This window comes from Curvibacter delicatus NBRC 14919 (genome assembly GCF_001592265.1).
Classification (GTDB): Bacteria; Pseudomonadota; Gammaproteobacteria; order Burkholderiales; family Burkholderiaceae_C; genus Hylemonella; species Hylemonella delicata.
Genome location: NZ_BCWP01000024.1, coordinates 1 through 21,134, shown reverse-complemented (window position 1 = coordinate 21,134; position 21,134 = coordinate 1). Strand labels below are relative to the sequence as shown.

The 21,134-nt window shown below is 64.9% G+C and carries 18 protein-coding genes and 1 pseudogene; 10 read left to right on the top strand and 9 right to left on the bottom strand.

Translation table 11 applies throughout. From position 1 onward, the window contains the following. Positions 1-38: 38 nt before the first annotated feature. From CDE01S_RS12040 to dnaE, 3 genes are all read right to left on the bottom strand, one after another. On the bottom strand, positions 39-971 hold the full coding sequence (locus tag CDE01S_RS12040; protein ID WP_066707797.1) for an electron transfer flavoprotein subunit alpha/FixB family protein: 933 nt from the start codon (positions 969-971) through the stop codon (positions 39-41). Positions 972-984: 13 nt separating this feature from the next. Continuing rightward, entirely contained in the window at positions 985-1,734 is a 750-nt protein-coding gene (locus CDE01S_RS12035; protein ID WP_066707679.1) for an electron transfer flavoprotein subunit beta/FixA family protein, read from the bottom strand. A gap of 373 nt (positions 1,735-2,107) precedes the next feature. Next, positions 2,108-5,584 (bottom strand): DNA polymerase III subunit alpha, encoded by a 3,477-nt coding sequence (gene dnaE / locus CDE01S_RS12030; protein WP_066707677.1) that lies wholly within the window; start codon positions 5,582-5,584, stop codon positions 2,108-2,110. 62 nt (positions 5,585-5,646) lie between these two features. Here dnaE and CDE01S_RS12025 point away from each other — a divergent pair, with 62 nt between their 5' ends. Next, on the top strand, positions 5,647-6,384 hold the full coding sequence (locus CDE01S_RS12025; RefSeq protein ID WP_066707674.1) for a sulfurtransferase: 738 nt from the start codon (positions 5,647-5,649) through the stop codon (positions 6,382-6,384). A gap of 136 nt (positions 6,385-6,520) precedes the next feature. Next, positions 6,521-8,482 carry a methyl-accepting chemotaxis protein gene (locus CDE01S_RS19175; RefSeq protein ID WP_066707671.1) on the top strand — a complete coding sequence of 654 codons (1,962 nt, stop codon included), beginning with the start codon at positions 6,521-6,523 and terminating at the stop codon, positions 8,480-8,482. 44 nt (positions 8,483-8,526) lie between these two features. On the opposite strand, the gene CDE01S_RS12015 is transcribed toward CDE01S_RS19175, so the two are convergent. From CDE01S_RS12015 to CDE01S_RS12000, 4 genes are read right to left on the bottom strand one after another with little or no spacing between them, the layout of a single operon-like run. Next, positions 8,527-9,408, bottom strand: coding sequence for a pirin family protein (locus tag CDE01S_RS12015; RefSeq protein ID WP_066707668.1), 882 nt, complete (start codon positions 9,406-9,408; stop codon positions 8,527-8,529). Between the two features lie 37 nt (positions 9,409-9,445). After that, positions 9,446-10,000, bottom strand: a complete 555-nt coding sequence (locus tag CDE01S_RS12010) for a flavodoxin family protein (protein WP_066707665.1) — start codon at positions 9,998-10,000, stop codon at positions 9,446-9,448. Positions 10,001-10,045: 45 nt separating this feature from the next. After that, positions 10,046-10,456, bottom strand: a complete 411-nt coding sequence (locus CDE01S_RS12005) for a DoxX family protein (protein WP_066707794.1) — start codon at positions 10,454-10,456, stop codon at positions 10,046-10,048. A gap of 32 nt (positions 10,457-10,488) precedes the next feature. After that, the gene (locus CDE01S_RS12000; protein WP_066707661.1) at positions 10,489-11,190 is read right to left on the bottom strand and encodes a pirin family protein; all 702 of its coding nucleotides are present in this window, start codon (positions 11,188-11,190) and stop codon (positions 10,489-10,491) included. A 138-nt stretch (positions 11,191-11,328) separates the two neighbouring features. On the opposite strand from CDE01S_RS12000, the gene CDE01S_RS11995 reads away from it, so the two are divergent. From CDE01S_RS11995 to CDE01S_RS11960, 8 genes are all read left to right on the top strand, one after another. Beyond that, positions 11,329-12,270, top strand: coding sequence for a LysR family transcriptional regulator (locus CDE01S_RS11995; protein WP_066707651.1), 942 nt, complete (start codon positions 11,329-11,331; stop codon positions 12,268-12,270). A 33-nt stretch (positions 12,271-12,303) separates the two neighbouring features. After that, entirely contained in the window at positions 12,304-13,347 is a 1,044-nt protein-coding gene (locus tag CDE01S_RS11990) for an NAD(P)/FAD-dependent oxidoreductase (RefSeq protein ID WP_157077113.1), read from the top strand. A 125-nt stretch (positions 13,348-13,472) separates the two neighbouring features. Beyond that, positions 13,473-14,435: a tRNA glutamyl-Q(34) synthetase GluQRS gene (gene gluQRS, locus CDE01S_RS11985; protein ID WP_066707648.1), complete on the top strand. Its 963-nt coding sequence runs from the start codon at positions 13,473-13,475 to the stop codon at positions 14,433-14,435. A gap of 45 nt (positions 14,436-14,480) precedes the next feature. Next, complete coding sequence (trmB, locus tag CDE01S_RS11980) at positions 14,481-15,278, top strand: tRNA (guanosine(46)-N7)-methyltransferase TrmB (RefSeq protein WP_066707645.1); 798 nt, start codon at positions 14,481-14,483, stop codon at positions 15,276-15,278. A 155-nt stretch (positions 15,279-15,433) separates the two neighbouring features. Further along, entirely contained in the window at positions 15,434-16,351 is a 918-nt protein-coding gene (locus tag CDE01S_RS11975; RefSeq protein WP_066707642.1) for an RluA family pseudouridine synthase, read from the top strand. Between the two features lie 82 nt (positions 16,352-16,433). Further along, the gene (locus CDE01S_RS11970; RefSeq protein ID WP_066707639.1) at positions 16,434-17,618 is read left to right on the top strand and encodes a lipid-transfer protein; all 1,185 of its coding nucleotides are present in this window, start codon (positions 16,434-16,436) and stop codon (positions 17,616-17,618) included. Between the two features lie 10 nt (positions 17,619-17,628). Continuing rightward, a complete protein-coding gene (locus tag CDE01S_RS11965; RefSeq protein ID WP_066707636.1) occupies positions 17,629-18,777 on the top strand; it encodes an acyl-CoA dehydrogenase family protein in 1,149 nt (382 codons plus the stop codon). Between the two features lie 71 nt (positions 18,778-18,848). Continuing rightward, a complete protein-coding gene (locus CDE01S_RS11960) occupies positions 18,849-19,481 on the top strand; it encodes a LysE family translocator (protein WP_066707627.1) in 633 nt (210 codons plus the stop codon). Positions 19,482-19,508: 27 nt separating this feature from the next. Here the strand turns inward: CDE01S_RS11960 and CDE01S_RS11955 are convergent, their stop codons facing one another. Both CDE01S_RS11955 and CDE01S_RS19040 read right to left on the bottom strand, forming a co-directional pair. Continuing rightward, entirely contained in the window at positions 19,509-20,780 is a 1,272-nt protein-coding gene (locus tag CDE01S_RS11955) for a serine hydrolase domain-containing protein (RefSeq protein WP_084382863.1), read from the bottom strand. A gap of 97 nt (positions 20,781-20,877) precedes the next feature. Then, a pseudogene (locus CDE01S_RS19040) lies at positions 20,878-21,134 on the bottom strand (methyl-accepting chemotaxis protein); the annotation flags it as partial.

Sequence of the window (21,134 nt, the reverse complement as noted above, 5' to 3'; positions counted from 1 at the left end):
AAAAAAGGCATCGCGCGCGATGCCTTGGGGTGCAGGGCTTAAAGCGCCGCAACCAGTTCCGGCACGGCGGTGAAGAGATCAGCCTCCAGGCCGTAGTCGGCCACGCTGAAGATCGGCGCTTCGGGGTCCTTGTTGATGGCCACGATCACCTTGGAATCCTTCATGCCGGCCAGGTGCTGGATGGCACCGCTGATGCCGCAGGCGATGTAGAGCTGCGGCGCCACGATCTTGCCGGTCTGGCCGACCTGCAGGTCATTGGCGGCGTAGCCCGCGTCCACTGCGGCACGGCTGGCGCCGATGGCGGCGCCGAGCTTGTCGGCCAGCGGCGTCATCACTTCGTTGAACTTCTCGCTCGAACCGAGCGCGCGACCACCGGAGACGATGATCTTGGCCGCCGTCAGTTCGGGGCGATCGCTCTTGGCCAGCTCGGAGCCGACAAAGCTGCTCTTGCCGCTGTCGGCAGCCGCTGCCACGGTTTCCACCGCGGCAGAACCGCCGGTGGCGGCCGCTGCGTCAAAGCCCGTGGTACGCACGGTGATGACCTTGGTGGCATCGGTACTTTGCACCGTGGCAATGGCGTTGCCGGCGTAGATCGGGCGCTCGAAAGTGTCGGCGGCATCGACCTTGGTGATGTCGGAAATCTGGCCGACATCGAGCTTGGCCGCGACGCGCGGCGCCACGTTCTTGCCCGAGGCGGTGGCCGGGAACAGGATATGGCTGTAGTTGCCGGCGATGGCCAGCACCTGGGCCGCGACGTTCTCGGCCAGACCGTTGGCCAGCTGGGCGCCATCGGCATGTATCACCTTGGCCACGCCGGCAATCTGGGCCGCCGCCGCAGCAGCAGCGCCGGCATTGTGGCCAGCCACCAGCACATGGACGTCGCCACCGCAGGCCTTGGCCGCGGTGACGGTGTTGAAGGTCGCGCCCTTGATGGAAGCGTTGTCGTGTTCAGCAATAACGAGTGCAGTCATTTCCATCAACTCCTTAGATCACTTTCGCTTCATTCTTCAGCTTGGCCACCAAGGTGGCGACATCGGGCACCTTGATGCCGGCGCTGCGCTTGGGCGGCTCCATGACTTTGAGGGTCTTGATGCGCGGAGCGACATCAACGCCCAGGTCTTCCGGCTTGACGGTGTCGAGCTGCTTCTTCTTGGCCTTCATGATGTTGGGCAGCGTCACGTAACGCGGCTCGTTCAGGCGCAGGTCGGTGGTGATGACCGCCGGCAGGCTGACGCTCAGGGTCTCCAGACCGCCGTCGACTTCACGCGTGACGCTGGCCTTGCCATCGGCCACTTCGACCTTGGAGGCGAAGGTGGCTTGCGGCAGGTCGGCCAGGGCGGCCAGCATCTGGCCGGTCTGGTTGCAGTCGTCGTCGATGGCCTGCTTGCCCAGGATCACCAGGCCCGGTTGTTCCTTGTCGACCAGGGCCTTGAGCAGCTTGGCCACGGCCAGGGGCTGCAGCTCTTCGGCGGTCTCGACCAGGATGGCGCGGTCGGCGCCAATGGCCATGGCAGTGCGCAGGGTTTCCTGGCACTGGGCCACACCGCAGGAGACGGCGATGACTTCGGTGACGGCACCCTTTTCTTTCAGGCGCACGGCCTCTTCCACAGCGATCTCGTCAAACGGGTTCATGCTCATTTTGACGTTGGCGATGTCTACACCGGTGTTGTCCGACTTGACTCGGACCTTCACGTTGTAGTCCACCACGCGTTTGACGGCTACCAGGACTTTCATTTCTGCCACTCCAGCTAGTTGCAAATTCAGTTGTTGTGATTGACGCGTACGTCAATCACGAGATTCTATTCGGCACCGCGTTCCCAGACTGCGCCACGGGCGACAGCAAATAAAAACGAACGATCGTGCTTTTTTGATTATACGTGCATATTGCTGCAACCGACTACAAAAACCCTGGACAGCTTGTCAGCTACCCCCAATTGGCCTGGAGATTGGAATCGGGCCTCCCCCCTCTCGGGCGTTGCAAGAAAAAGTGCCTTGCCCGCTGGGATGGAAGCTGGCACAGCGCCTCTTGTCAGTTCAATGGCACCGCAGAGCTTGCTACAAATTCAATAGCATCTGGCGCATGAATGACAAAATCGGGAACCCAATTTCATTCATAAACAATCAAGGCCTTGCCTTGATCAGCCTGCGCCATCCACCCCGCCAGTGCCGCATCCGTGGGAAAGAACTTGGCATCTTCCCCCAGCTGCAACTCCGCCGCGGCCGCAATGCCCGATCCCTCGCGCCGCAGTGACAGCCGCACCCCCAGACCGCGCAGCAGCTCTCCTTGCTCCGTCATCTCGCGCTGCGGCGGGAAGTCGGCCACCAGGCGCCGGATATCGGGCGCGCGGCCGTTGACCGCCACGCGCAGGTACTTGCCAAAGCGACAGCGCGCCGCAGCCAGGTCCCAGACCTGGTTCACGGTGAGCTGCAGGCCGCCGGAAAAGCGGTCGGGCTGCACCTTGCCCATGACAATGATGAGCTCATCGTCCTTGAACAGGTGTTTGTTGGCATTCATCAGCGCCTCGTCGACGCGGGCGTCAATCACCGCCGATTTGTCGTCGAGCTTGAACAGGCCCAGCTTGCCGCGCTGGCCGTTGATGACACGAAAGTCAGAAATGATGCCGGCCAGCAGCTGCGGCTCGCGCGTGTCGATCAGGTCGTCCAGCGAGCGCTTGACGAACCGGCGTACTTCCAGTGTCACCTCGTCGAACAGGTGGCCCGAGAGGTAAAAGCCGACCGCGGTTTTCTCGTTGGTCAGGCGTTCCTTCACGCCCCAGGGCAGCACGTCCACCAGCTCCGGTTCCTGCGTACTGGAGCCATGGCTGTCGTCGCCCATCATGTCGAACAGGCCGCCCTGGTTGGCATTGGCCGCCGTGGCGTTCGCAAAGTCGAAGGCGCGGTCGATCGAGGCGATCAAGGACGCGCGGTTGAGCTGCAGCGCATCGAAGGCACCGGCCTTGATCAAGGCCTCGATGGTGCGCTTGTTCAGGCGCGAACGGTCGACCCGCACGCAGAAGTCGTACAGGCTGGTGAACGGGCCGCCTTCTTCGCGGGCTTTCACGATGGCCTCGATCGCCTGCTGGCCGGTGCCCTTGACGGCGCCCAGGCCGTAGCGGATGACGGTGTCGGAGATCGGCTCGAAACGGTAGTTGCCGCGGTTCACATCCGGCGCCTCAAAGGTCATGCCCATCTTGAGCGCGTCTTCGAACAGCACCTTCAGCTTGTCGGTGTCGTCCATTTCCACCGTCATGTTGGCGCAGAAGAACTCGGCGGTGTAGTGCACCTTGAGCCAGGCGGTGTGGTAGGCCAGCAGCGAATAGGCGGCGGCGTGCGACTTGTTGAAGCCGTAGCCGGCGAACTTCTCCATCAGGTCAAAGACCTCGTCGGCCTTGTCCTGGGAAATGTTGTGGGTAGCCAGCGCGCCGGCCCGGAACTTCTCCCGGTGCTCGGCCATCTCCTCGGCCTTCTTCTTGCCCATGGCGCGGCGCAGCAGGTCGGCGCCGCCGAGCGAGTAGCCGCCCAGGATCTGTGCCGTCTGCATCACCTGCTCCTGGTAGACCATGATGCCGTAGGTCTCACTCAGCATCTCGGCCACCGCCGGGTGCGGGTACTCCACTTCCTCGCGCCCGTGCTTGCGCGCCACGAAGCTCGGGATCAGGTCCATCGGGCCCGGGCGGTACAGCGCGTTCAGGGCGATCAGGTCTTCCAGCCGCGTGGGCTTGGCGTCGCGCAGCATGCCCTGCATGCCGCGGCTTTCAAACTGGAACACGGCCTCGGTCTTGCCCTCCTGGAACAGGCGGTAGGTGGCCTTGTCGTTCAGGGGGATGGTCTCAAACGCGAAGTTCTCCTGCCCCTTGTGGCGCGCCATGATGAATTCACGCGCGATCTCCAGGATGGTCAGCGTGGCCAGACCCAAGAAGTCGAACTTCACCAGGCCGATGGCCTCCACATCGTCCTTGTCGTACTGGCTCACCGCCGACTCGCTGCCGGGCTGCTGGTAAAGCGGGCAGAAGTCGGTCAGCTTGCCTGGCGCGATCAGCACGCCACCGGCGTGCATGCCGATGTTGCGTGTCATGCCTTCGAGCTTCTGCGCCAGTGCCAGCAGGGTCTTGACCTCGTCTTCCTTCTCCAGCCGCTCGGCCAGAATCGGTTCGGCCTCCAGGGCACCGGCGATGGTGATGTGCTGGCCCGGCTTGTTCGGAATCAGCTTGCTGATGCCGTCGCAGAAGGTGTAGCTCATGTCGAGCACCCGGCCCACGTCACGAATGGCGGCACGCGCCGCCATGGTGCCGAAGGTGGCGATCTGGCTCACCGCATCCTTGCCATACTTCTCTTTCACGTAGTCGATCACGCGGTCACGGTTGGCCTGGCAGAAGTCGATGTCGAAGTCAGGCATCGAGACACGTTCCGGGTTCAGGAAACGTTCGAACAGCAGGTTGTATTCCAGTGGATCGAGGTCGGTGATCTTCAGCGCATAAGCCACCAGCGAACCGGCACCGGAACCCCGGCCCGGGCCAACCGGACAGCCATGGGTCTTGGCCCACTGGATGAAGTCACCCACGATCAGGAAGTAACCCGGGAACCCCATCTTCAGGATGGTGCCGATCTCGAACTCCAGCCGCTCCAGGTAGCGCGGACGTTGCTTGTCGCGCTCCGCCACATCCGGGTAGAGCAACTGCAGGCGCTCCTCCAGCCCCTCCAGCGAGACCTTGCGGAAATACTCCTCGATGCTCAGGCCGCCGGGAATCGGGAAGTTGGGCAGCTGCGGTTTGCCCAGCACCAACGTGAGGTTGCAGCGCTTGGCAATTTCCAGGGTGTTGGCAATGGCGCTCGGCACATCGGCGAACAGCGCCTCCATCTGGGCGGTGTTCTTGAAATACTGCTCGCGTGTGAACTTGCGCACGCGCCGCGGGTTGCCCAGGATTTCGCCCTCGGAAATACAGACACGGGCCTCATGCGCTTCGTAATCGTCCTCGGTGGCGAACTGCACCGGGTGCGTGGCCACCACCGGCAGTTTCATGCGTGCAGCCAGCTGCACCGCGGCCGTTACATGGGCCTCGTCATCGGCGCGGCCAGCACGTTGCAGCTCGATGTAGAAGCGATGCGTGAAGATGGAGCCCAGTTGCAGTGCCAGCTCGTGGGCGCGTGCATCATCTCCCTGCACCAGGGCCTGCCCGACAGCACCTGCTTGCGCGCCGGACAAGGCGATCAGGCCCTCATTCAGCTCTTTCAGCCAGTCCAGCTTGATCACGGCCTGCGCCTTGTGCACGTTCTGCGTCCAGGCGCGCGCCAGGATCTCGGACAGGTTCAGATAACCCTGCTTGTTCTGCACCAGCAGCAGCATCTTGGAGAAAGCCGTCGGGTCCTGCCCCAGCCCCTCGAGCAGGATCTCCACGCCGATGACCGGCTTGACGCCCTTGCCGCGCCCTTCCTTGTAGAACTTGACCGCTCCGAACAGGTTGTTCAGGTCGGTGATCGCCAGCGCTGGCTGGCCGTCAGCCGCGGCTGCCTTGACGATCTCGTCGATGCGGTTGGTGCCGTCGACGACGGAAAATTCGGTGTGGAGACGCAGGTGGGCAAACATGGGAACCATTGTAGTTTTCCCCCACCCGCCCGTCCGGCATGCCGCTCTTTTAAAATTGGCGGGTGAACGACATCCTCAACATCTCCGCCTACAAATTCGTCCCCCTGCCCGATGCGACCGAGCTGCGCACACAGCTTCAGGCACTGACGCTCGACCTGGGTCTGAAAGGCACGATCTTGCTGGCCGAGGAAGGCATCAACCTGTTTCTGGCCGCCCCCGCAGAAGCGGTGCGCGCCCTGGTGGCGCATCTGCACGCCGATGCGCGCTTTGCCGACATCGTACCGAAGGAAAGCTGGTCGGCACAGCAGCCGTTTCGCAAGATGCTGGTCAAGGTCAAGCCCGAGATCATCCGCATGAACCACCCTACCATCCGCCCCGCCGAAGGGCGGGCGCCGGCAGTGCCGGCGGCCACGGTGAAGCGCTGGCTCGACCAAGGGCATGACGACGAAGGCCGTCCGGTGGTGACGCTGGACACGCGCAATGACTTCGAGGTCGACCAGGGCACCTTCGACAATGCGATCGACTGGCGCATCAGCAAGTTTTCCGAGTTTCCGCAGGCGGTGCTGGACCACAGGGCCGAGCTGGCAGGCAAGACCGTGGTGAGCTTCTGTACCGGCGGCATCCGTTGCGAAAAGGCCGCCATCTTCATGCAAGAAGCCGGGCTGGACCACGTCTACCAGCTCGAAGGCGGCATCCTCAAATACTTCGAGGAAACCGGCGGCGCCCACTACCACGGCAACTGCTTCGTGTTCGACGAACGTCGGGGTGTGGATGCCGATCTGTCGGCCCTGAAACGCTGACATCAGCGCCCGGCTGTTTTCGGCTTCACAAGGACGTCGCGACAAGCGTCCTGGGCAAAACAGGGCTTAATTTCCGGCAGAATGGGTCGAATTCATAAGAGTAACCAGCAATTCCCTTGACCCTGGAGATCCAAGCATGACCGGTTTTTTCGGCCCAGCCACCGCCTTGATGGCCAAGCTGCGTTTCAGCCTCAAATTCGCCCTCTCTGGCCTGGTGGCCCTGGCCCTGTTGCTCTACATGGGTGTCTCCGAGCTGGCCTCCCAGCAAAAACGGGTCAGCACGATCGCCTCCGAGCGCGCCGCGGTCGGCCTCATGGCTGATCTGGTGGAGTGGAACAAGGTGCTGATCGAAAGCCGGCGCATCACCATCACCACCGCCGCTGGCGACGAAACCGTGCGCCAGCGCTTCAAGCAGAACGCCACGGCGGTCGAAGCCGTGCTCAAGCGCATTGAAGACGGCGTGAAGGCTGCAGCCCCCTGGTTCGACATGGAGAAGGAAACCAAGGGCCTGCGCGACGGCTGGGGGGAACTGCAGAAGAAGGTGGAAGCCCTGCCGGTGGATGCCGACTTCCCGCAAAAGGCCTTTGCCGCCCACGCGCCGGAATACGGCCGCCTGTACGCCTTCATGCGCGACATGGGCAACAAGTCGCGCATGGCGCTCGACCCCGACCTGGACCTGTTCTACCTGGGTTACCCGCTGGCCAACAACACGCCCAGCACGGCCGGCATCGCCGTGCGCATGGCGGCCTACGCCACGCTCAACGTCTCACGCAGCGAGATCAAACCCAACGACAAGGTGTTTTATGAAGTCACCGAAGCGCGCCTGAGCGACACCTTCGGCACGGTGGAAAACATGCTGTCGCAGGCCATGAAGGCCAACCCGGACGTCGAAGCCAAGCTGAGCAAGAACTTCACCGACCTGAAAAACAGTTCCAAGGAATTCATCGCCTTCACGCGCAAGAACTTCACCACCCAGGACAGCGTGACCGTGACGCAGCAGCAGGTCGGCCAGGCCGCCCAGCCCACCATCGATGCCGCCTGGGCGCTGGTGGAGCAGAACCGCAAGGTGATGGACGAGTTGCTGGTCGAGCGTGCCAGTGCCGCGGCCACCCGGCGCAATGTGCTGGGCATCGTGCTGGGCGTGGGCGTGCTGCTCTCGATCTACCTCTATATGGGCATGTACCTCGGCATCTCGGGCGCCATGCAGGTGGCCAAGCAGGCCGGCCGCGCCATTGCCGCCGGCGAACTCGGCACCGTGCCGGAGCCGACCACACGCGACGAATTCGCCGACCTGATGCAGGACCTGCGCCAGGCCGACCGCTCGCTCATGGGCATCATCGGCAACGTCAAGCATGCGGCCGAGTCGATTGCCACCGCCTCGACCGAAATCGCCCAGGGTAATGCCGACCTGAGCGCACGCACCGAGACCCAGGCCGGTTCGCTGGAACAGACCGCTTCCGCCATGGCCAGCCTGACCCACACCGTGCAGCACAGTGCCGACAACGCACGCCAGGCCTCGCAACTGGCGGCCACCGCCTCCGACGTGGCCGCACGCGGTGGCCATGCCGTGGGCGAAGTGGTCAACACCATGGCCGGTATCCAGCAGGCCTCGCAGAAGATCAACGACATCATCAGCGTGATCGACGGCATCGCCTTCCAGACCAACATCCTGGCGCTGAACGCCGCCGTGGAAGCGGCGCGTGCCGGCGAACAAGGGCGTGGTTTTGCCGTGGTGGCCGGTGAAGTGCGCAGCCTGGCCGGCCGCAGTGCCGAAGCCGCCAAGGAAATCAAGGCCCTGATCTCCGACAGCGTGGCCCAGGTGGACAACGGCTCGCGCCTGGTAGGCGACGCCGGCAGCACCATGGACGAGATCGTGGCGCAGGTCAAGCGCGTGACCGACCTGATCGGCGAGATCAGTGCCGCCACGGTGGAGCAGGCCTCGGGCATTGCCAAGGTCAACGACTCCATTGCCGGCCTGGACCAGATGACGCAGCAGAACTCGGCGCTGGTGGAAGAGTCTGCGGCCGCCGCGTCCAGCATGCGCGATCAGGCCGGCCGTCTCAACGAGATGGTCAGCGTCTTCCATCTGAAATCCTGAACATCGGCCCGGGGCGATTCACGCGCCCCGGCGCTCACATGGCGCTAGGGCAGGAAGCGCGTCTCGGGCAGCGGGATGAACTCAGTCTCCCCAGGTACCTGCCCCAGGCGCTGAGCCTGCCAGTCGTCGGCCGCCTGGGCGATGCGCTCGCGGCGCGAGGAGACAAAGTTCCACCACATGTGCCGTGGGCCATCGAGCGGCGAGCCGCCGATCACCACCAAGCGCGTGGCCTCTGGCGTTGACAGGTGCACCGCCTCAGGGCCCAACACGGCCATCTGCTGCGTTGGCAGGGCTTGTCCATCAACCCACAGGGCACCTTGCACGGCATACAGCGCCATCTCCGGTGCCAACGGCGGCAGTTCGAACTGGCCGCCGGCCGGCAGCTGGATATCCAGATAGAGCGTGGACGCCAGGGTGTGCACCGGCGAGCGCTGACCGAAGGCCTCGCCCACCAGCACACGTACCGTCGCATCGCCCACACGCAGTTCGGGAATGGCCGCGGCCGGCGTGTGCTCGAAGGACGGCTCCGCCTCCTCGGCCTCGCGCGGCAAAGCCACCCACAGCTGCAAGCCGTGGTTGACGTAGGACGTGTCGCGCAACGATTCGGGGCGTCGTTCGGAATGCACGATGCCGCGACCGGCCGTCATCCAGTTGATGGCGCCGGGTTCGATCAGCTGCAGCGAACCGACGCTGTCGCGGTGCATCTGCGCGCCCTCGAACAGGTAGGTGACAGTGGCCAGACCGATGTGCGGGTGCGGCCGCACGTCATGGTTGACGTCGGGCGTCTCCAGTGAAGGACCGAAGTGGTCGAAAAAAACGAACGGCCCAACCGAACGCCGGGCCGCCGCCGGCAACAGGCGCCGCACCAGGAAACCGCCACCCAGGTCCTTCTGGTGGCCCGCAAGCAGCTGCAGTGACGGATTCATGGCAACGGCCCTCCTGATATTGGACTGCCGGACTGTATCAGCCGCGCAGCTTGGCGGCCACCTCGGCGACGCGCTTGCCGTAGCGGCGTGCGGTTTCGAAGTCACCGTCGATCATCTCAGCCGGTGCAGCATCCGACGGGGTGTGGCCCAGCAGGCCGACCGAGCCGCCCAGGTTGTTGACGTCGTTGCGACCCGAGGCCTTGGCATTGGACGGCAACAACCCCAAGCTGACCCACAGGCCGCCATGCTGAGCCGCGAGCGTGGCAAGGTACAGCAGGGTGGTGCCCTTGTCGCCGTTCAGGCTGGCGCTGTTGGTGAAGCCACCAAACACCTTGTCCTGCCAAGCACGGGTGAACCAGGCTTTGCTGGAGGCATCGGCAAACTTCTTGAACTGCCAGCTCACGTTGCCCATGTAGGTCGGGCTGCCCATGATGATGGCGTCGGCTGCAGCCAGCGTCTCCCAGCCGCCCTCGGGCAGGTTGCCCTCGGCGTCAATGGCAATCAGCTCGGCGCCGGCACCTTCGGCCACGGCTTGCGCTAGGCGTTGGGTGTGGCCATAACCCGAATGAAAAACAACAGCAACTTTAGACATGATGAACTTCCTTTTGAAAAAAACGGATGAAAGAAAACTTGAATCTCAGGCCGAACGCTTGGCGTCCAGGCTCCAGGCACCGGCACCATGGGCCACCAGCACGAACAGGCCACCCACCACACCGATGTTCTTGAAGAACAGCAGCTGCTGGACGAAAGCCTGCTCAGCCGGCACACCCCAGTAGTTGTGGAAGAAGAAGCTGGCGACCAGCGTGAACAGCGCCAGCACCAGTGCGGCCAGGCGCGTGCCGAAACCGGCGATCAAGGCCAAGCTGCCGACGATTTCCACCACCAGGGCCACAACCGCAGCCACGGTGGGCAGCGGCAGGCCGACTGACGAGATATAGCCGACGGTGCCGGCAAAACCGGTGAGCTTGCCGATACCGGCCGGCAGGAACAGGGCCGCCAGCAGCAGGCGGCCGGCGAGGGACAGGGGGTTTTGCAGGGATGTAAACATGATGAATTCCTTGGGTGAATGGAACAAAAAACTCAGGTGGTCAGGTCAAAGACCAGCACTTCGGCGTCCTTGCCGGCTTTCAACTCAAGCCGGCCTTCGTCCGACAGCATGGCGGCGTCGCCACCGCTCAGGCGCTGACCGTTGACCTCCAGCTCGCCGCGCACCAGGTGCACGTAGCTCTTGCGCGAGGGGACGAGCGCCAGCGTGGCCGACTCGTCGCCGTCAAACAGGCCGGCGTACAGCTTGGCGTCGGCGTGGATCGTGACCGAACCCTGTGCGCCGTCGGGTGAGGCCACCAGACGCAGGGCACCGCGCTTCTCGGGCGTGGCAAAGGTCTTCTGTTCGTAGCTCGGCGGGATGCCGGTCACGTTCGGCTCGATCCAGATCTGGAAGAAGTGGGTCGTGTCTTTCGGCGCGTGGTTGAACTCGCTGTGCAGCACGCCGTTGCCGGCGCTCATGCGCTGCACATCACCGGGCGGAATGGCGCGGCCATTGCCCATGTTGTCCTTGTGCGCCAGCTCACCGGAGAGCACATAGCTGATGATCTCCATGTCGCGGTGGCCGTGGGTGCCGAAGCCGGTGCCGGGGGCAATGCGGTCTTCGTTGATCACGCGCAGGTTGCCCCAGCCCATGAACTGCGGGTCGTAGTAACCGGCAAAGGAAAAACTGTGGAAGGACTTGAGCCAACCATGGTCGGCGTAGCCGCGGTCCTGCGATTTGCGAATGGTCAGCATGGTGGGTACTCCTTCTGTGTTCTGTGAGTTGGCAGGATGTGTCCTGCGATGGAATGAACTTTAGGCCCCCACCCGGCTTTTGCGATGCATGACGTTTGATGGCATGATTCAAAATATTTGAATTTAAAGAATCCAACCATGCAAACTGCCCGTGATGTCCTGACCCCGGACGCGCTTGCCATGCTGCAAGCCATCGAGAACGCTGGCAGCTTTGCCGCTGCGGCGCGCGAGCTCGGCGTGGTGCCCAGCGCCCTGACCTACCGGGTGCGCCAGATCGAGGATGCGCTGGACGTGCTGCTGTACGACCGCAGCTCGCGCCAGGCCAAGCTCACCGCGGCCGGCACCGAACTGCTGCGCGAAGGCGGCCGCCTGCTGAGCGAGATCGATGCCGTGGCCAACCGCGTCAAGCGCGTGGCCACCGGCTGGGAATCGCAACTCACGCTGGCCATCGACGGCATCATTGCCCGCGCCACCGTGATGGAGTTGTGCGAGAGTTTCTTCACCCTGGGCGCACCCACCCGCATCAAACTGCGCGATGAAACACTCTCCGGCACGCTGGAGGCCCTCACCAGTGGCCAAGCCGACCTGGCGCTCGGCGTGGTGCTGGAGCCCTCCACCAGTGCCGGCATCCAGGGCAAACCCCTCGGCTCGGTCAGCTTTGTCTATGCCGTGGCACCGCATCACCCGCTGGCGGCCGCCCCCGAGCCGTTGACCGACGAACTGCTGCTGCACCACCGCGCTGTGGCGGTGGCCGACTCGTCCCAGCGCGGCAACGGCCTCACCTTCGGCCTGCTGGGCGGGCAGGACGTCTTCACCGTCGCCGACATGGCGGCCAAGCTCGATGCCCAGTTGCGCGGTCTGGGCGGCGGCTTCCTGCCTGAATGCATGGCGCAAGGTTATGTGGAGGCCGGCCACCTGGTGGTGAAAAAAACCGAACGGCCACAGCGCGTGGTGCGTGTCAGTTACGCCTGGCGCGCCGCCGCGCCAAGGGGCCAGGGCCGGGCCTTGCAATGGTGGCTCAAGCAGCTGGAAAGCCCGGCCACGCGGGCCGCATTACTGGACCAGCGGCACAACAGGTAAAGTGTGAAACCCAACCCTTAGGAGAGCGAGCCCATGAGCGCATCGAAACACTTCGCCATCATCGGCGCTGGCATGGCCGGCGTGGCCTGTGCCCGCACCCTGGTGCAGGCCGGCCACCGGGTGACGCTGTTCGAGAAAAGCCGCGGCCCGGGCGGCCGCATGGCCACGCGCAGCACCGAGTTCGGCAGCTTCGACCACGGCACGCAGTACTTCACGGTGCGCGACGCGCGCTTTGCCAAGGCGCTGGAAACCGTGCCCGGCCTGTGCCGCCCCTGGAGCGCCAATGCCGTGCGCGTGCTCGACGCCTTCGGCCATGTGGTCGCGGCCGCCCTGCCGACGCGCGAATCGCACTGGGTGCCGGTGCCCGGCATGAATGCGCTGGTCAAGCAGTGGGCACAGCCCCTGCTGCAGGCTGGCCGGGTGGAACTGGAGACCCTGGTGGTACGCATCGAGCGCGACGCGCTCAACGCCCGGCAGTGGCAGCTGCAGACCGAAGGAGCAGACGATGCCCATCGCGTTTACTCCGGCTTCGATGCCGTGCTGCTGGCCATCCCCTCCGTGCAGGCGCATGAATTGCTGAAAAACTCGAAACTCGCGCCAGAGCTGGGGCAACGCATCGGCCAGGTCGAGGTGGCACCGTGCTGGACGCTGCTGGCGGCCTTCCCGCAGGCCATGCAGCCGGGCATGGTGTCGCTCGGGCCGCAGTGGAATGCGGCGCGCAGCACGCACCACCGCATCGCCTGGGTGGCACGCGAATCGAGCAAACCCCAACGTGAAACACTGGAACGCTGGACGGTGCAGGCCAGCCCGACCTGGTCGCAGGAGCATCTGAACGACAACCCGCTGCGTGTACAGGACAAATTGCTGAAAGCCTTCTCCGAGGTCACCGGCATCCGCGCCGAACCCACCTTTGCCACCGTGCACCGCTGGCACTACGCCAAGACCACCAAGCCGCTGGGCGCCAGCCACCTGTGGGACGCCAAGGCCAACATCGGCGTCTGCGGCGACTGGTGCCTGGGACACCGCGTGGAAGATGCCTTCCTTTCGGGCCTGGAGCTGGCACTGAAAGTGGCGTGATGGCCCGCACGGTCGCTCACTGCGTGTGCTCCCTGCCCCCGGCGCAGAGTCAGCCTGCGCTTCGCTTGCGTGGGGCCGCGTTTGACCTTGGAGCGGCCCGGCGGCGAAACATCCGCGCTTGTTGAATGCCTGCCACCTACGTCGGACGATTCGCGCCTTCCCCGACCGGCCCGCTGCACGCGGGCTCGCTGGTGGCCGCGCTGGCCAGCTGGCTTGATGCCCGTGCGCATGGCGGGCGCTGGCTGGTGCGCGTCGAAGACGTGGACCAGCCGCGCTGTGTACCGGGCGCCGACCGCCTGATCCTGCAACAGCTGGCCGACTGCGGCTTGCTGCCAGATGAACCGCCGCTGTACCAGTCGCAGCGCAGCGCGCTGTACCAGCAGGCGCTCGACGATCTGGTGGCGCGCGACCTGGCCTACCCCTGCGCCTGCACGCGGCGCGACATCGAACTTGCACTGGAACGGCTGGGACGCCCCAAGACCCGCCACGGCGAGCTGGTCTACCCCGGCACTTGCCGTGGCGGCCTGCACGGCCAGGCCGCACGCGCCTGGCGCCTGCGCACCGATCTCGCCCTGGATTCAATGCAAAATCAGGCTGCAGGCCAGGTGAATATTGCGCCAACAGCTATTAATTCAGGAGCAATCAACAACCCACCGCGGCCCATCCGCTGGAGCGACCGCCGCCTGGGTGCCCAGGCGCAGGACGTGGCAGCGGAAGTCGGCGACTTCGTGCTCAAGCGTGCCGATGGCCTCTTTGCCTACCAGCTGGCGGTGGTGGTGGACGACGGCGCGCAAGGCATCACCCACATCGTGCGCGGCGAGGACCTGGCCGACAACACGGCGCGCCAGATCCTGCTGCAGTCTTGCCTGAACCTGCCGACACCGGCCTACCTGCACACGCCGCTGGTGCTCGGCCCCAACGGCGAAAAACTGAGCAAGCAAAACGGCGCCCAGATGCTGGACACGCGCGAGCCGCTGGCTGCGCTGAACGCCGCCGCCACGGTGCTGGGCCTGCAGGTGCAAGGCACGACGGTGAACGACTGGCTGGCCGCTGCCACCGCGCAGTGGGCGAACGCCTGGCGCCGCTGAGGCGCCCGCACAGCACCCTCAAGGGCCGCCCGGTAAAATTGTCGGGTGACTGACCCGACCCCCACTCCCCTCCCCCAAGATTCAGCCTCCCCTGCTGAGGCCGCGCCCAAAGACCGGCGCCGCCTGCCACCGCCCGGCGTGGAATTCCCCAAGACGATCAAGAGCTTCGTCAAGCGTGCCGGCCGCACCACCACCGGCCAGGCCAAGGCCTTCGAGGAATTCGGCCCGCGCTTCGTGTTGCCCTATACGCCAAGCGCTATCAATTTCGAAGCTGCTTTCGCAGATTCCACGCGCCCGGAGGGCCAAAAAGGCGCTGAAACCCCACCCGTGGTCCTGGAGATCGGCTTCGGCATGGGCGACGCCACGGCACACATCGCGGCGCTGATGCCTTCGACCAATTTCCTCTGCTGCGAAGTGCATGAACCCGGCGTGGGCGCGCTGCTCAAGCGCATCGGCGAACAGGGGCTGACCAACATCCGCATCCTGCAGCACGACGCGGTGGAAGTCATCGACCACATGCTGCCCGAAGGCAGCCTGGACGGCATCCACATCTTCTTCCCCGACCCCTGGCACAAGACCAAACACCACAAGCGTCGCCTGATCCAGCCGCTGCTGGTGGCCAAGCTGGCTGCGCGCCTGAAACCCGGCGGCTACCTGCACTGCGCCACCGACTGGGAACCCTACGCCCAGCAGATGCTGGAAGTGCTGAATGCCGAGCCGCTCTTGAAAAACACGGCCGACGGTTACGCCCCCAAGCCCGACTACCGGCCGCTGACCAAGTTCGAAAAACGCGGCCTGCGCCTGGGTCACGGCGTGTGGGACTTGGTTTTCGTACGGAAATGACACCCCCAGGCTGCGCGCACTGCGTGTCGCTCCGCCACCCCCTCAAAGGGGCAACGCCAGTGGCCCGGCCAAGCCGGTTCCACGGCGTTTCCCAGTTGGGACATCTCAGCCGACGTAATCTGTAGAACCCACACACATTAACCACGCTCTGCCGCATGAGCCGTCCACCCCACAGCCACAAGCCGCCCATGCTGGAGGGCGTGAGCGCCAGTTGCGTTGCGCTGCCGGCCGGGCCCTGGCCACTCCTGGTGGACTTTCTGGCACAGCGTCTGCCCGCCGTGTCGCAGGCCCAGTGGCAACAACGCATGGCGCAGGGCCGTGTGCTCGACGAGCACGGCGTGCCGCTGCCACCCGATGCCCCGTTCCAGCCGCAGACACGCGTCTACTACTACCGCGAGCTGAGCGCCGAGCCGGTGATCCCGTTCGAAGCCGCCGTGCTCTACCAGGACGAACATCTGCTGGTGGCCGACAAGCCGCACTTCCTGCCCGTCACGCCCACCGGCCGTTTTGTGCAGCAGACGTTGCTGGTGCGCCTCAAGCGCCAGCTGGGCATCGAGACCCTGAGTCCGATCCACCGCATCGACCGCGAGACCGCCGGCCTAGTGTTGTTCAGCGTGCGCCCGCAGGACCGCGGCGCCTACCAGGCGCTGTTCCGCGACAAGGTAGTGGAGAAAAGCTACGAAGCCATTGCGCCGCTGCGTCCCGATCTGCCGCTGCCGAACGTGCACGTGAGCCGCATCGAACCCGATGAACAGTTCTTCCGCCAACGCGAAGTGCCAGGCGCACCCAACAGCGAAACCCACCTCGCGTTGCTGGAAACCCGTGGCGACCTGGCGCGTTACCGCCTCTCGCCCGTGACCGGAAAAACGCACCAGCTGCGTGTGCACATGCATGCACTGGGCCGCCCGATCGTCGGTGACCTGTTCTACCCCGAGGTGGTGCACGGCCCAGGGCAGACGGAAGAGGACTACAGCCAGCCCTTGCAGTTGCTGGCACGCAGCATCGCCTTCACCGACCCCGTGACCCGCGAGGCGCGCCGCTTCGAAAGCCGCCGCCAGCTCAGCTGGGCTTGAACAGCGTCACCCGGGCAACACAGGCGCCGAAAACGGTGGCGAAAAAACGCTACGCTATGGCCCACAGATTCAGGAGTTCCCCATGAGCCGCGATGTTTTGGTTGCTGGTGTCGGCATGATCCCCTTCACCAAACCGGGCGCCAACCTGCCCTACCCGCAAATGGCCGCGCAGGCCACACAAGCCGCTTTGACGGATGCCGGTATTGGCTACGAGCACATGCAGCAGGCCTATGTGGGCTACGTCTACGGCGACTCCACCGCCGGCCAGCGCGCACTGTACGAAGTGGGCATGACCGGCATCCCGGTCATCAACGTCAACAACAACTGCTCCACCGGCTCCACCGCACTGTTCCTGGCCCGGCAGGCCGTGGCCAGCGGCGCGGCCGACTGCGTGCTGGCATTGGGCTTCGAGCACATGAGCCCGGGCGCGCTGGGTGCCGTGTTTACCGACCGACCCTCGCCCTTCGACCGCTTTGACGAAGCCACCGACGAACTGGTCGGCCATGGCGAGATTCCGCTGGCGCTGCGTTACTTCGGCGGCGCCGGCCTGGCCCACATGCAGCAGTACGGCACCAGGCTGGAGACCTTTGCCGCCATCCGCGCCAAGGCCAGCCGCCATGCGGCCAACAACCCGCTGGCGTTGTTCCGCAAGGAAGTCACGACCGAAGAAGTGATGGCCTCGCCCATGCTGTGGGACGGCGTGCTGACGCGCCTGATGGCCTGCCCGCCCACCTGCGGCGCGGCAGCGGCGGTGATCTGCTCCGACGCCTTCGCGCAAAAGCACGGCCTGAACCGCTCGGTGCGCATCAAGGCGCAAGCCATGACCACCGACAAACCCGTCACCTTCGAGGCCCGCGACATGCGCGAGGTGGTGGGCTTCTCCATGGCGCGCGATGCCGCGCAGCAGGTTTATGCGCAAGCCGGCATCGGCCCGCAGGACGTGGACGTGGTGGAGCTGCACGACTGCTTTGCCCAGAACGAACTCATCACCTACGAGGCACTGGGCCTGTGCCCCGAAGGCGGCGCGGAGAAGTTCGTGCTGGATGGCGACAACACCTACGGCGGCCAGGTCGTCACCAACCCCTCCGGCGGCCTGCTGAGCAAGGGCCACCCGCTGGGTGCCACGGGTCTCGCGCAATGCACCGAGCTGGTCCAGCAACTGCGCGGCCAGGCCGGCGCACGCCAGGTGAACGATGCCCGGCTGGCGCTGCAACACAACCTGGGCCTGGGCGGCGCTTGCGTCGTCACCCTGTACGAACGCGTTTGAAGGATTTCTGATGCTGCCGCAACTTCACCGTCACCCCTGGATGGATGCCGACATCGAGGCTTTCCGCGACCAGGTCCGCCGCTACGTCAACGCCGAACTGGTGCCGCACTTGGCCACCTGGCGCCAGCAGGGTTACATCCCGCGCGAGGTGTGGCGCCCGTTTGGCGAAATGGGGTTTTTGCTGCCCGAGATGCCGGAGGCCTATGGCGGTTCCGGTGCCAGCCTCGCCTACCAGCTGGTGGTGGCCGACGAACTGGCACGTGTCGAGATCCCCGGCACCGTGGCCGTGCACACCATCGCCGCGCACTACATCCTGGACTACGGCACCGAAGAACAGAAACAACGCTGGTTGCCGAAACTCGCCAGCGGCGAGCTGATCGCCGGCATCGCCATGACCGAACCCGGCGCCGGCTCCGACCTCAAGGCGGTGCGCACGCGCGCCCGGCGCGAAGGCAACGACTACGTGATCGACGGCAGCAAGGTCTTCATCACCAATGGCTACAGCGCCAACCTGCTGGTGGTGGTGGTGCGCACCGGTGAAGCCGGCGCCAAGGGCGTGTCGCTCATCGTGCTGGAGACCGAAAACCTGCCGGGCTTTCGCGCCAACATCCTGCACAAGATCGGCATGCACGCCTCCGACACCTGCGAGCTGTTCTTCGACGGCGTGCGCGCCCCGGCGGCCAACCTGCTCGGCGGCGTGGAAGGCCAGGGTTTTGCCCACCTCATGAGCCAGCTGCCCTTCGAGCGCATGTTGCTGGCGGTGGCTGCCGCGGCGGTCATCGAACTCGCGGTCGAGCTGACGGTGGCCTACACCCAGCAGCGCCAGGCCTTCGGCCAGCGTGTGGTCGATTTCCAGAACACGCGCTTCAAGCTGGCCGAATGCGCCACGCTGGCGCACGTGGTACGCACTTTCGTCAACGATTGCACCCAGCGCCTGCTCGACGGCACGCTGGACGTGGAGGCCGCCTACATGGCCAAGTGGTGGACCACCGAGCAGCAGTGCAAGGTGACCGACGAATGCCTGCAGCTCTTCGGCGGCTACGGCTACATGGCCGAGTACCCGATTGCCCGCCTGTATGCCGATGCGCGCGTGCAGAAGATCTACGGCGGCACCAACGAAATCATGAAGGACCTGATCGCGCGCAAGGTGTGCGGCTGATCGGGTTGCCTTAGGTGGCAGTGAACAGCTGAGCGCCTGACCTCACGCACACCTCACCCAGGAGCAAGTCCATGCAGGAACTCAGTGCACTTCTTGGTATTGCCGCCGCCATTTCAATCGGCGCCGCCAGCCCCGGTCCCAGCTTCGTCATGGTGGCGCGTACGGCAGCGGCCTCGCGGTCCGACGGCCTTGGCGCTGCCCTGGGCATGGGACTGGGCGGGCTGGTCTTCGCACTGGCGTCCTTGCTCGGCCTCCATGGCCTGCTGCTGGCGGCCCCATCGCTCTTCTGGATGCTTCAGGTGGCAGGTGGCCTGTACCTGGCCTACCTGGGTGTTCGCATCTGGCGTGGCGCCAAGACACCGCTGGCAGCCGCCCCGGCCCCAGCAAAGTCGGATCGTGCGACAGCCCTGAGGTCTTTGGTGCTGGGAGTTGCCACCCAACTGAGCAACCCGAAAACAGCCATCGTGTACGCGAGCGTCTTTGCCGCTTTTCTGCCTGCCACCACATCGCTGCTCTTCAACCTGGCCATTGCAGGCCTGGTTTTTGCCATTGAGGCCGGCTGGTATGTCCTGGTGGCGCTGGCGCTGTCCTCGACCGGTCCACGCACCCGCTATTTGCGTTACAAGACCTGGATGGACCGTGCTGCCGGTGGCGTCATGGTGAGCTTGGGCGTGAAGCTGGTCTTGTCCAGCAGCCACCCTTGAGCCAACGCCGCCTCATCTTGCGCACGGTCAGGGTGTCAGCCCCTGGCTGCGCAGGATCGCGGCGTGCAGGCCCTTCAAGGTGGTCTTGAATGTCTCGGCCAATGACGCCGGGCCGCTGTCCGGGTCGATCGGCAGGCGGTTGTAGACCACGGCCCAGGTGAGGCCATCGCTACGCCGCTCCAGGAAAGAGTGGGTGCCGGTGGACAGCGCGCCTGCATGGTTCCAGCCACCCGGGTCAACCACCCAGCCGAGTCCGCCATTGGCGTTCGGGATCTTCGGGTCTCTGGTCGTCATCAGCGCCACGGTGGCAGGCTGCAACAGGCGTGGCACACCCGAGCGACCATCAATGGCATCGGCAAAACGCACCATGTCGGCCGAGGTCATGACCCAACCGCCGTGTGCGTCCATGGCGGCGAGGTGAAAGCCGTTGTAGGCCTCCGGTCCGCTGCCGCGTCCGGTTTGCGACGGTACCGGGGGCCAGCGCGGGTCATCGTAATAAACCACTTCGCCGGACCGGCGTTCGGCCAGCGTATCGCCGCCAATGCGGGGGCTCTGGCTGCCGATCGGATCGAACACCAGCCGGCGCATGGCCTCGTCGTACGGCAAGCCGGTTTTCTGCTCCAACACCCGGCCCAGGATGTTGTAGCCGAAATTGCTGTAGCTGAAATACGTGCCCGGCTCCCGCTGCAGCTCACGGAACTTCAGCATGTACTCGATCACATCGGCGGCGCTGGCAGGTGCCGGTCGCTGGAGGGCGGCCGCGATCTGGACCAGATCGTATTGCGGCTCATAGACATCCGAATCCCAGCCATTCGTGTGCTGCAGCAAATCACGCAGTCTGATCTTCAGCACACGCGCATCCTTGATGGATGCATAACGCGAACCGGTGAGCAGACCACCCGGGCCGAAGACCGGACGATCCAGCGCCGCGGGCAGCTCCGGCTCAAAAGCCTTGAGCACCGCCACCGCCGTCATCGGTTTGCTCACACTGGCAATGCGAAACAGCGACTCCGGCTGCACGGCCTCACGGGCTTCACGGCTGGCCCAGCCAAAACCCCGTTGGTAGATGATCTTGCCGTTGCGTGCCACCGTCAGACTGGCACCGGGAATGTCCATGGTCTCCAGGATGTCGACCATCGTCTCATCCACTTTGCGCATGGCCGCGACGGTGTTGCCACTGATGGGCAGATGGACGTCCACCTTGCGCGGCTGGAACCAGCCGCAGCCTGCCAGCATCACCAGCGGCAAGGCCCAGGCCAGTCTGCACGCCCGACCCGATGGCCACCACGCTCGCTTCATACCCGCGCCTCCCCCTGGCCCTTGTTGCAGATGAACACCCAACGCACGGTAACGACAGCCCGCCTGGAACTACTCAGCCCCGAGCACACCGCAGGGCTCAAAAGGTTTCCCAATCATTCTGGCTGCTTGCGGCCAGCGCTTGCGCCGGAGGCGTTGCCGGTTTGGCAGCCGACACCGGCGGCGGGCGGCTCGTCACGACGGGAGCCATCGCCACCACCTTGCGGCCGGCCAGCGTGTCGGCACTGTCGCCCAGTTTGAATTGGGCCACGGTGGCGACCAACTCCTGCGCCTGGCTGCGCAGGCTCGAAGCCGCTGCCGCCATCTCCTCCACCAGCGCTGCGTTCTGCTGCGTAG

Excerpts from the sequence above, each read along its gene's own strand:
- CDE01S_RS12040 (WP_066707797.1), bottom strand. The coding sequence starts at position 971 with ATGACTGCACTCGTTATTGCTGAACACGACAACGCTTCCATCAAGGGC.
- CDE01S_RS12035 (WP_066707679.1), bottom strand. The coding sequence starts at position 1,734 with ATGAAAGTCCTGGTAGCCGTCAAACGCGTGGTGGACTACAACGTGAAG.
- dnaE (WP_066707677.1), bottom strand. The coding sequence starts at position 5,584 with ATGTTTGCCCACCTGCGTCTCCACACCGAATTTTCCGTCGTCGACGGC.
- CDE01S_RS19175 (WP_066707671.1), top strand. The coding sequence starts at position 6,521 with ATGACCGGTTTTTTCGGCCCAGCCACCGCCTTGATGGCCAAGCTGCGT.
- CDE01S_RS12015 (WP_066707668.1), bottom strand. The coding sequence starts at position 9,408 with ATGAATCCGTCACTGCAGCTGCTTGCGGGCCACCAGAAGGACCTGGGT.
- CDE01S_RS12010 (WP_066707665.1), bottom strand. The coding sequence starts at position 10,000 with ATGTCTAAAGTTGCTGTTGTTTTTCATTCGGGTTATGGCCACACCCAA.
- CDE01S_RS12005 (WP_066707794.1), bottom strand. The coding sequence starts at position 10,456 with ATGTTTACATCCCTGCAAAACCCCCTGTCCCTCGCCGGCCGCCTGCTG.
- CDE01S_RS12000 (WP_066707661.1), bottom strand. The coding sequence starts at position 11,190 with ATGCTGACCATTCGCAAATCGCAGGACCGCGGCTACGCCGACCATGGT.
- CDE01S_RS11995 (WP_066707651.1), top strand. The coding sequence starts at position 11,329 with ATGCAAACTGCCCGTGATGTCCTGACCCCGGACGCGCTTGCCATGCTG.
- CDE01S_RS11990 (WP_157077113.1), top strand. The coding sequence starts at position 12,304 with ATGAGCGCATCGAAACACTTCGCCATCATCGGCGCTGGCATGGCCGGC.
- gluQRS (WP_066707648.1), top strand. The coding sequence starts at position 13,473 with ATGCCTGCCACCTACGTCGGACGATTCGCGCCTTCCCCGACCGGCCCG.
- CDE01S_RS11975 (WP_066707642.1), top strand. The coding sequence starts at position 15,434 with ATGAGCCGTCCACCCCACAGCCACAAGCCGCCCATGCTGGAGGGCGTG.
- CDE01S_RS11970 (WP_066707639.1), top strand. The coding sequence starts at position 16,434 with ATGAGCCGCGATGTTTTGGTTGCTGGTGTCGGCATGATCCCCTTCACC.
- CDE01S_RS11965 (WP_066707636.1), top strand. The coding sequence starts at position 17,629 with ATGCTGCCGCAACTTCACCGTCACCCCTGGATGGATGCCGACATCGAG.
- CDE01S_RS11960 (WP_066707627.1), top strand. The coding sequence starts at position 18,849 with ATGCAGGAACTCAGTGCACTTCTTGGTATTGCCGCCGCCATTTCAATC.
- CDE01S_RS11955 (WP_084382863.1), bottom strand. The coding sequence starts at position 20,780 with ATGAAGCGAGCGTGGTGGCCATCGGGTCGGGCGTGCAGACTGGCCTGG.